Raw genomic sequence first — 9,888 nt, 5'->3', positions numbered from 1 at the left:
ATGATAAAGGGAAATATTGGTTTCAGGTTGGGGTGAAAAATTTTGAAAGGTGCTATTAAGCCTTATCAATCAAGGGCTTATTTAGCCGAAAATCTTAATTATTATAAAAGGAGTGTTTATTAATGAGTGAAGAAGCAAAAAACTTAGTTTCGGGAATGATAGATAGAGCAAGGAAAGCAATGGATCAGATTGCAGATTACAGCCAAGAAGAAATTGATGAACTATGTAATAAAGTAGCAGCAGCTGCAGCAAATGAAGAAGATGCTCAGGAAATTGCAGAGTTAGCTGTAGAAGAAACCAAAATGGGTGTTGTAGAACATAAGCGGGTTAAAATTACTAAAAAAGTAAAAGGAACCTGGAATGATATTAAAGATTTAAAATCTATGGGTAAAATTGAAGAAGATGAAGAAGAGGGAATTATTAAATTTGCTAAACCAGTAGGGGTAATCAGTGGTATAGTACCTGTAACCAACTGTGAAGCAACTCCTCCTGTAAAAGGCTTATTGGCTTTAAAGGGGAAAAATGCTATTGTTTTCTCACCTCATCCACGCAGCAAAAAAACATCGACTAAAATTGTTAATTTAATGAGAGATGTTCTAGAAGAGGCAGGTGCACCAAAAGATTTATTCCAGATTATTGAAGAACCTTCAATTGAAGCAACAAATGAGCTGATGTCACAGAGTGATCTGGTAGTAGCTACCGGTGGAGGCTCCATGGTTAAGGCAGCTTATTCCTCGGGAACTCCTGCTTATGGAGTTGGCCCTGGAAATGCACCAATTATTGTTGATGAAACAGCTGATTTAGAAGATGCAGCAGAAAAAATTATGAATGGTAAGACCTTTGATAATGGTACCAGCTGTTCTACAGAAAACTCACTGATAGTAGAGGAATCTGTTTATGATGAATTAATGGAAGAACTGCAGAAACAGGGTGGTTATTTTACAACAAAAGAAGAAAAGCAGCAGCTGCAGGATGCATTCTTTGTTGACGGCTACCATTTAAATATTGATTTAATCTGCCGCTCTGCCAAAACAATTGCAGATGCAGCAGGGCTTGATATTTCAGATGATATTAAATTCTTTATTGTTGAAGAAGATGGGGTAGGTAAAGAGTATCCCTATTCTGGCGAAAAACTGTCACTGATTTTAACAGTTTATAAATACAGCGGTTTTGATAATGCACTTAAGCGAGTTGAAGAGATCTTAAGATTCCAGGGCTTAGGCCATTCCTGTGGAATTCACTCTACAAATGATGAGCATATTGAAAAGCTGGGTGCTTTTGCTCCAGTAAGCAGAATTATGGTTAGACAGTCTCAAAGTTATGGTAATAGTGGTAACTGGAATAATGGTATGCCCTTTACCCTAAGTTTAGGCTGTGGAACCTGGGGCGGTAATATTACAACAGAGAATATTACCCTTAAACATTTCTTAAATGTAACCTGGCTTTCAAAACCAATTGAAGCTGAGATCCCAAGTGATGAAGAATTATTTGGTGAAGAAGCTTAATTGATTTTGGTTAACACTTAAAAAATAAATCTATAAAATAGAAGTCCCTTTTTGCAGATTCAATTGAAAAGTGGGCTTCTATTTCTTTAATGTCTAAATTTGAATATGTTTAAGCTGTTTAATGAATTTTTTAACAAAGATTATATTTATTAATTTGCGAAAGGTGGTTTTTAGATGTCCGTAGAAGAAAAAGAAAAATTATTAGAAAATAAAAAAGAAACGATTCGTCTTGGTGGCGGCCAGGCCAGAATCGAAAAACAGCATAAAAAGAATAAAAAAACCGCTAGAGAAAGAATAGAATATCTATTAGATGATGGTACTTTTAATGAACTGAATATGTTTGTAGAAAACCGCAGCACATCTTTAGGAATGGACGAAAAGGAAGTTCCAGGAGAGGGAGTTGTAGTCGGTTATGGTACAATTGAAGGCCGCTTAGTCTATGTTTACGCTCAGGACTTTACAGTTATGGGAGGTTCAGTTGGTGAAGCCCATGCCAATAAAATTTCTGAGGTAATGGATTTAGCTGTTAAAAACGGTGCCCCGGTAATAGGTCTTAATGATTCCGGTGGAGCGCGCATCAATGAGGGCATAGATTCCTTAAACGGCTATGGTGAGATTTTCTACCGCAACACCAAAGCTTCAGGAGTAGTACCTCAAATTACAGCGATCTTAGGTCCCTGTGCCGGTGGAGCAGTCTATTCACCAGCGATCACAGACTTTATCTTTATGGTCGACCAGACCTCAAAGATGTTTATTACCGGACCCAGTGTAATTAAATCAGTAACTGGAGAAGAGGTATCAGCAGAAGAACTCGGTGGAGCAGCCACCCACAACCAGGTCAGCGGTGTTGCCCACTTTATGGAAGACAGTGAAGAAGCTGCCTTAGATAATATCAGGCGCCTCTTATCCTACATACCGGATAATTTTAAAGAAGAGCCGGCAAAGCTTGAGGTTCAGGATGATCCGGGCCGCAGCACTGAAGAGCTGAAAGAAATTGTTCAGGAAAACCCGCAGAAAGCTTATGATGTCAGAGATGTTATCGATATTCTGGCAGATAAAGACAGCTTTATGGAGGTTCAGCCCTACTTTGCTCAGAACGCAGTAGTCGGCTTTGCCCGCCTCAACGGACGCAGTGTTGGTATAGTAGCCAACCAGCCCCAGCATCTGGCAGGCTGTTTAAATATTGATGCTTCAACTAAAATAGCTCGCTTTATCCGCTTTTTAGACAGCTTCAATATCCCGATTATCTCTTTAGTTGATGTGCCGGGATATATGCCGGGTACAGAACAGGAATATGGAGGAGTAATCCGCCACGGTGCTAAGGTGCTTTATGCTTACTCAGAAGCAACAGTACCCAAGATAACTTTAATTATGCGCAAAGCTTATGGTGGAGCCTATATCGCTATGGGCAGCCGCTCAGTTAGAGCTGATCTAGTTTATGCCTGGCCGATAGCAGAAATAGCAGTTATGGGTCCAGAGGGTGCAGCCAATGTAATTTACAGAAAAGAAATCGCTAAAGCAGATGATCCAGATCAGCTGCGCCAGGATAAAATAGATGATTACAAAGATAATTTTGCCAACCCCTATATAGCAGCAAAAAGAGGGATGGTCAATGATGTCATCAAGATGGAAGAGACCAGAGCCAAGCTGATCAATGGTTTAGAGATGATGAGCAATAAAAAAGAAGATGGTCAGGAGAAAAAGCACGGCAATATTCCGCTTTAAAGAGTGCCGCTTAAAAATATTTTGATATATATCAGAGTTATTAAGCTGATCTAAAAGAAAATAATGAGATTATTTAACTATAAAATAGTAATAAGTAGGTGAAAGTATGAATAATTATGTTCTTGGTCTGGAGTTATTGATAATAGGAATGGGAACAGTTTTCCTTTCCCTTTATCTGCTCTCAGTTTTCCTCCATTTCAGCGGAAGACTATTTGGACCGGAAAGTGGATCGAAAAAGAAAAGTAAAAATAAGGTTAAACAGAAAAGAGAAATTTCAGAAGCTGAAAATAAGTCAGCAGCTGAAGCTGAAATAGAAGCTGCAGCAGAGGGGATATCTCCCCAGAAGATAGCAGCAGTAACTGCAGCTATTTATGAAAGTTTAAATGATCAAAAAAATTATCGGATAATATCCATTCAAAAAAGTAATCAAAACTGGAAGAGATAGGAGCTGAATAGAGAATGAAAAAATTTAGAGTTGAGGTAGATGGTGAAGAATTTATTGTAAATGTTGAGGAAATAGGAAGTGAAGAGAGCGCTGGAACAGCAGCTCAGAGCACAGTGAGTGCAGGCAGCAGCACTGCCGCTCCTAAAAGAAAAGCAGCACCCAAAAAAGCTGCCCCTAAAGCTAAAAAAGAAGAGCAGGAGATGGCAGCTCCGGCTGAAGCTGGTGAAGGTGATGTTGTGGCACCAATGCCCGGCAGCATTTTAGAGATCAATGTTAAAAAAGGTGAAACTGTCAGCAAAGGTGATACCTTAATAGTCTTAGAAGCAATGAAGATGGAAAACGAAATTACTGCAGTTCAAGCAGGAACAGTCAAAGATATCAAAGTAAGAGTCGGAGACAGTGTTGATGCAGAAGACATACTGCTGGTAATTGAATAGGGGGCTAAATCATGTTAGATAAGATCTCACTATTTATCCAGTCAACAGGTTATTTAAACCTGGGGCTTGGACAATTTATAATGATCATCATTGCCTCCATACTTTTGTATCTGGCAGTGGTCAAAGAATATGAGCCCCTGCTTTTAGTGCCGATCAGTTTTGGGATGCTCTTAGTTAATCTGCCCTTAGGAGGACTGATGGCAGCCGGGAAAGATGGTCAGGTAGGAGGTTTATTATACTACCTCTACCAGGGAGTTAAATTAGGAATTTATCCTCCAATTATCTTTATGGGAGTTGGAGCCTGGACTGACTTCGGGCCGATGATCGCCCAGCCTAAAACTGCCCTTTTAGGTGCAGCAGCCCAGTTTGGTATCTTTGCTACTATTTTTGGAGCAATAGCCTTAGGTTTTTCACCTGCAGAAGCAGGTGCAATTGGAATTATCGGTGGAGCTGATGGACCGACAGCTATCTTTTCAGCCAGTCAGCTGGCACCACATCTATTAGGTCCGATTGCAGTAGCAGCCTATTCCTATATGGCTTTAGTACCGATTATTCAGCCGCCGATTATGAAGGCTCTAACAACAAAAGAAGAGCGCCAGGTAAAAATGGAGCAGTTAAGACATGTAACAAAAAAGGAAAAGATCATTTTTCCGATAGCTGTAACTTTACTTGGTGGTTTATTAGTACCTTCAGCCCTACCGCTTTTAGGTAGTCTGATGTTTGGTAATCTAATGCGGGAAGTGGGAGTAGTTGACCGCTTACTTAAAACAACCCAGAATGCCTTAATGAACATAGTGACTTTATTTTTAGGTCTTACAGTTGGGGCAACAGCCAGTGCAGAGGCATTTTTGAATGCCGAAACTATTGGTATCTTAGTTTTAGGTTTAATCGCTTTCAGCTTTGGTACAGCAGTAGGAGTTTTATTTGGTAAAGTGATGTACAGGCTCAGTGGAGGTAAGGTCAACCCACTGATTGGTGCAGCAGGAGTATCTGCAGTACCGATGGCAGCCCGAGTTGTGCAGAAGGTAGGCCAGGAAGAAAATCCTTCCAATCACCTTCTAATGCATGCGATGGGTCCCAACTTTGCCGGAGTTATTGGTTCTGCAATTGCAGCCGGTACTCTGCTTTCAATTTTGGGTTAAGAGCAGTTAAGATAAAATTAATTAAAGCTGAACTAGTAAATTAAGGTTTGAGAGGAGTAGAAAAATGAATTTAAAGCCGATGAAAGAACTTCTGCAGGAAGCACACTTAAATAATTATGCTGTGGGGGCCTTCAATATTAATAATCTGGAATTTTTACAGGCTTTTGCTGCTGGTGCTGAAGAAATGAAGGCACCTTTAATACTGCAGGTTAGTGAAAGAATTATTCCTTATATAGGTCTGGAAACTGTCAGCAGAATGACAGAAGCAGTTATTAAAGATCGATCAATTCCGGTGGCACTGCATTTAGATCATGGAAGCAGATTTGAAAGTATAATAGCTGCAATTAGAGCTGGATTTTCTTCTGTGATGATTGATGCTTCAACAAAAGAGTTTGAGGAAAATATAGAAATGACTAAAAAGGTTGTAGAGGTAGCACACAGTGTTGGAGTAAGTGTTGAGGCAGAGCTGGGTACAATTGCTGGAACTGAAGATGGTCATACAGTTGAAGAAAAAAATGCGATGTATACTGATCCTGATAAGGCTAAGGAATTTGTAGAAAAAACTGGAGTTGATGCCCTGGCAGTTGCAGTTGGCACAGCTCATGGTGTTTATCAGGGCAAGCCAGAATTAGATTTTGAAAGGCTTCATAAAATAAAAAGATTACTGGATATGCCTCTAGTTTTACATGGTGCTTCTGGTGTTTCTGATCAGGATTTAAAGACTGCTGTTAAATATGGTGTGAATAAGGTTAATTTTAATACTGATTTCCAGCAGGCATTTACTAAAAGAGTCAAAGAAATTTTTGCAGAGGACCCTGAAGTTTATGATGTGCATACTTATTGTGGACCTGGTAGAGATGCAGTAATTGAAAAGGCAAAAGAAAAAATTAAAATACTGGGTAGCAGTGGTAAAGCCTGGTAAATTTAATTTTATTTAGAGCTAATAAAGATCTGCTAATCAGCAGGTCTTTATTCTCTAGAGTTTAGATTGAAAAATATTATTTGATTTTTTTAAATAAAGCTGAAAATAACGAGATTGAGAGAGATGATTTATAAATTATGAATGAAAATTTGATTTATGATTTCAAATTAAATGAACTAGAAGAATGGTTTGTAATCGAAAGTATCGCAGATAAAGAAATATTTTTAATTACTATCTTTCTGCTGCTTGCATTTTTTACAGTACTTTTATCTAAAAGGTTTCATATACCGGTTGTTGTAGGATATGTCTTTTTAGGAATTATTTTGAGTCCTGATATTTTAAGTTTATTACCCTATATAAATAATGATCTGAAAAATTTATATACCTTTATACTTACAAATATGAATTATATCACCCAGATTTCTCTGGCTTTTATTGCCTTTACAATCGGCAGTGAACTTTCGCTAAAAACAATCAGAAGGTTGGGTAAAAGTATTTTTTATATAGTAATTATTCAGTCATTTGCTGCCTTTGGTCTGGTTGCTGCAGCTGTTTATTTTTTTGGCTGGCCGCTTTATATGGGTTTATTATTAGGTGCAATTGCTACTGCAACGGCTCCAGCAGCAACAGTTATGGTTATTCAGGAATATCAGGCAGAGGGCCCTTTAACTTCCACTATGATGGCTGTAATAGGTATTGATGATGCAGTGGCTTTAATTGTTTTCAGCTTAATAAGTCCTATAGCTTTTGCTCAGTATAAAGGGGGAGCAGAAATTCATTTTGGAGAAATGATGATTCACCCTCTAATTGAAATCACAGGTGCTGTAATTATTGGTCTGGTTATCGGCTATCTGGCACAGTTTTTAATAAGTGGTTATAATCAGAAAATAAAAAAGCTGCTATCAGCACTTTTAATGATTTTATTGAGCACATCGATCTCAATTTATATGGGTTTTTCTCCTCTGATTGCCAATATGACAGTAGGGTTTTCAGTACGAAATTTTGCTAAAAAGAATCTTCAGATCTCAGAGTATTTTGAAACGATTACAATCCCACTTTATGCCCTATTTTTCATTATTGCAGGTACAGAAATCAGGTTTTCTGAAATGGGATCAAAAAGTTTCTTTGTCATTGCAGCAGTATATTTTATTGCCCGGACAATTGGTAAAATTGGAGGGGCTTCACTTGCAGCAGAAATATCTGGGGCAGCTGAGAATATTAAAAAATATATTGGGCTTGGACTGCTGCCGCAGAGTGGTGTTGCAATAGCCCTTGCTTATTCAGTCCAGAAGCAGTATGTGGAGGCACCAGAAATAGGACTTTTGATTTTTAATACACTTATTTTAACAGCGGCTGTTACAGAAATATTTGGACCTCTGTTAACTAAATATGCTTTACTAAAATCTGGAGAAGGAACTATTGATTAAATTAATTATGATTAAATTCTAAAACACGGGGGATGGTATTTAAATGGATGTACTGAAAAATTTTAAAGAAAGAGCAGCTTCCAATCTGCAGAAAATTGTTTTTGCAGAAGGTGATGACGAAAGAATAGTTAAGGCAGCTGCAGAGATTGAAGCTGAAAAAATTGCTGAAATAGTAATTTTGGGGAATTTAGAGTCGATCAAAGATTCGGCAGCTGACTATGGTGTTGAGCTGGATGGAGTTGAAATTATTGATCCTGAAGATTCTGAGTACATAGCAGAATTTAGAGACGAATTTTATCAACTGAGAAAACATAAAGGAATTACTAAAGCCGAGGCAGAAAAGGCAGTGAAAGATCCACTTTATTTTGGAACAATGATGATCTATACTGATAAGGCAGATGGAATGGTTACCGGGGCTGCTAATGCAACTGGTAATGTCTTAAGACCGGCTTTTCAGATTGTTAAAACAGCAGAAGGTATTTCGACAGTTTCCAGTGCCTTAATTATGGTTTTAAAAGATAAAAGCTTTGGGGAAGAGGGAGTAATGGTCTTTTCTGACTGTGCGGTAAATCCGGCACCTAATTCAGAGCAGCTGGCAGAGATCGCTATTGCAGCAGCAGATACAGCTCAGAGCTTGCTGGATTTTGAGCCTAAAGTTGCGATGCTCTCATTTTCAACAATGGGCAGTGCCTGTCATGAAAACGTAGATAATGTGCGTGAAGCAGTTAAAATTGCCCATGAGAACGCTCCTCATCTAAAAATTGATGGAGAGATGCAGGCAGATGCAGCATTAGTAGAAAGTGTTGGTCAGAGAAAGGCTCCGGAAAGTGAAATTGCAGGCAGGGCAAATGTTTTGGTATTTCCTGATCTGCAGTCAGGTAATATTGGTTATAAGCTTGTACAGAGGCTGGCAGGTGCAGATGCAGTTGGTCCTATCTTACAGGGGCTGGCGGCACCGATTAATGATTTATCTCGCGGCTGTTCAGTGGAAGATGTTGTTAATTTAACAGCGATTACAGCAGTACAGGCTCAAAATAAATAAAATTTATAATTGCAAAAAAAGTGCAGCCTCCCTATTGGCGGGGAGGAGCTGCACTTTTTCTTATTTTTAATTCAGTTGGAGCAATAATCTGTAAGGGCATATGGATATCACCATTGATGCGGTCAATTAAGGTTTTAACCAGCTGTCTTCCTATTTCTTCTTTAGGAACATGCACTGTAGTTAAAGGTGGATTGGTAAATGGAGCCATTTTAATGTTGTCATAGGAAACTATTGAAATATCTGCTGGAATTTCTAAACCAGCTTCATGAATTGCCCTCATAGCACCAATACTCATATAATCACTGGCCACAAAAACTGCTGTCGGCAGTTCATCTAATTCCAGAATTTCCTTCATTTTTTCATAGCCAAGACCCATTTCCCAGTCTGCTTTTTTAACATATTTTTCTCTAATTGGCAGTCCGTGCCTCTTCATCACATCTGCAAAACCAAGATAGCGGTCTTCATGGACAACTGTGTCATGATTTGAACCAATCAGAGCTGCACCAATAAAAGCAATTTCCTGATGGCCGAGTTCAACCAAATATTCTACAATTTCAGCTGCTGCTTCCCGTCTTTGAACATTAATTGCATCATAATCATGAATATCTGGGTTGCGGTTATCAAAGATAACGATATTTTCAAAGCTGTCTTTAAGCTCATTAAAAAACTTTTCTTCAATATATTCGGCAATTATAATTACCCCATCAGCCTCTTCCTGACTGACTAACTTATGCTCAATCGCAGGAACTTCCAGATCAGCCTGAGTGTAAGAAAAAGCTATAGAATAACCCTGTTTGCGGGCTTCATCTTCTAAACCCTCCAGCATAACTGAAAAGAAGGGGTGGTTGTATATTTTTGGCGTATCATTTAAGATAAAACCAATACTTTTAGTGGTAGTTGAATTCTGCTGATTATTCTTTTTATGCTTATTATAACCGAGTTGATCTACATAATTCCAGACAATCTCACTTGTATGCTCACTTACCGGTCTTGACTGATCATTATTAATTACTCGTGAGACAGTAGAAATCGAGACACCAGCTTTTTCGGCTATATCTTTTAATGTTACTCCCATATTAAATCACCTGACTTTAAGTTTTAAGGGTAAATATTTACCCTCATTTATTATAATAACTTATATTACGATTCTACCACAAAAAGCTTAAAAAATATAGCAATAAACCCATAATGTGTAAATTGTTTTTATTAAAATCATTGTTGTTTTATAATATTAAATCGCCCG

General features: G+C 38.3%; 9 protein-coding genes. 8 read left to right on the top strand and 1 reads right to left on the bottom strand.

Annotation, left to right across the window (positions count from 1 at the left end; all coding sequences use genetic code 11):
* Window positions 1-122 precede the first annotated feature (122 nt).
* From CI949_RS12380 to pta, 8 genes are all read left to right on the top strand, one after another.
* Window positions 123-1,505: an aldehyde dehydrogenase family protein gene (locus CI949_RS12380; RefSeq protein WP_290766978.1), complete on the top strand. Its 1,383-nt coding sequence runs from the start codon at window positions 123-125 to the stop codon at window positions 1,503-1,505.
* 174 nt (window positions 1,506-1,679) lie between these two features.
* Entirely contained in the window at window positions 1,680-3,230 is a 1,551-nt protein-coding gene (locus CI949_RS12375; RefSeq protein ID WP_290766976.1) for an acyl-CoA carboxylase subunit beta, read from the top strand.
* A 106-nt stretch (window positions 3,231-3,336) separates the two neighbouring features.
* Window positions 3,337-3,675 carry an OadG family protein gene (locus CI949_RS12370; protein WP_290766974.1) on the top strand — a complete coding sequence of 113 codons (339 nt, stop codon included), beginning with the start codon at window positions 3,337-3,339 and terminating at the stop codon, window positions 3,673-3,675.
* A gap of 14 nt (window positions 3,676-3,689) precedes the next feature.
* Window positions 3,690-4,112, top strand: coding sequence for a biotin/lipoyl-containing protein (locus CI949_RS12365; RefSeq protein ID WP_290766972.1), 423 nt, complete (start codon window positions 3,690-3,692; stop codon window positions 4,110-4,112).
* 11 nt (window positions 4,113-4,123) lie between these two features.
* A complete protein-coding gene (locus CI949_RS12360; RefSeq protein WP_290766969.1) occupies window positions 4,124-5,254 on the top strand; it encodes a sodium ion-translocating decarboxylase subunit beta in 1,131 nt (376 codons plus the stop codon).
* A 64-nt stretch (window positions 5,255-5,318) separates the two neighbouring features.
* Window positions 5,319-6,176 carry a class II fructose-1,6-bisphosphate aldolase gene (gene fba / locus CI949_RS12355; RefSeq protein ID WP_290766965.1) on the top strand — a complete coding sequence of 286 codons (858 nt, stop codon included), beginning with the start codon at window positions 5,319-5,321 and terminating at the stop codon, window positions 6,174-6,176.
* Between the two features lie 137 nt (window positions 6,177-6,313).
* Window positions 6,314-7,603 (top strand): cation:proton antiporter, encoded by a 1,290-nt coding sequence (locus tag CI949_RS12350; protein WP_290766963.1) that lies wholly within the window; start codon window positions 6,314-6,316, stop codon window positions 7,601-7,603.
* Between the two features lie 43 nt (window positions 7,604-7,646).
* Complete coding sequence (gene pta, locus CI949_RS12345) at window positions 7,647-8,645, top strand: phosphate acetyltransferase (RefSeq protein ID WP_290766961.1); 999 nt, start codon at window positions 7,647-7,649, stop codon at window positions 8,643-8,645.
* 31 nt (window positions 8,646-8,676) lie between these two features.
* Here pta and CI949_RS12340 read toward each other — a convergent pair whose 3' ends face one another.
* The gene (locus CI949_RS12340) at window positions 8,677-9,720 is read right to left on the bottom strand and encodes a LacI family DNA-binding transcriptional regulator (protein WP_290766959.1); all 1,044 of its coding nucleotides are present in this window, start codon (window positions 9,718-9,720) and stop codon (window positions 8,677-8,679) included.
* Window positions 9,721-9,888 lie beyond the last annotated feature (168 nt).

The organism is Halanaerobium sp. (assembly GCF_003070835.1).
Note: the sequence above shows the minus strand (reverse complement) of the source record. Positions and strands in the feature narration are given on the sequence as shown.

Excerpts from the sequence above, each read along its gene's own strand:
- CI949_RS12360 (WP_290766969.1), top strand. The coding sequence starts at position 4,124 with ATGTTAGATAAGATCTCACTATTTATCCAGTCAACAGGTTATTTAAAC.
- pta (WP_290766961.1), top strand. The coding sequence starts at position 7,647 with ATGGATGTACTGAAAAATTTTAAAGAAAGAGCAGCTTCCAATCTGCAG.
- CI949_RS12350 (WP_290766963.1), top strand. The coding sequence starts at position 6,314 with ATGAATGAAAATTTGATTTATGATTTCAAATTAAATGAACTAGAAGAA.
- CI949_RS12370 (WP_290766974.1), top strand. The coding sequence starts at position 3,337 with ATGAATAATTATGTTCTTGGTCTGGAGTTATTGATAATAGGAATGGGA.
- fba (WP_290766965.1), top strand. The coding sequence starts at position 5,319 with ATGAATTTAAAGCCGATGAAAGAACTTCTGCAGGAAGCACACTTAAAT.
- CI949_RS12340 (WP_290766959.1), bottom strand. The coding sequence starts at position 9,720 with ATGGGAGTAACATTAAAAGATATAGCCGAAAAAGCTGGTGTCTCGATT.
- CI949_RS12365 (WP_290766972.1), top strand. The coding sequence starts at position 3,690 with ATGAAAAAATTTAGAGTTGAGGTAGATGGTGAAGAATTTATTGTAAAT.
- CI949_RS12375 (WP_290766976.1), top strand. The coding sequence starts at position 1,680 with ATGTCCGTAGAAGAAAAAGAAAAATTATTAGAAAATAAAAAAGAAACG.
- CI949_RS12380 (WP_290766978.1), top strand. The coding sequence starts at position 123 with ATGAGTGAAGAAGCAAAAAACTTAGTTTCGGGAATGATAGATAGAGCA.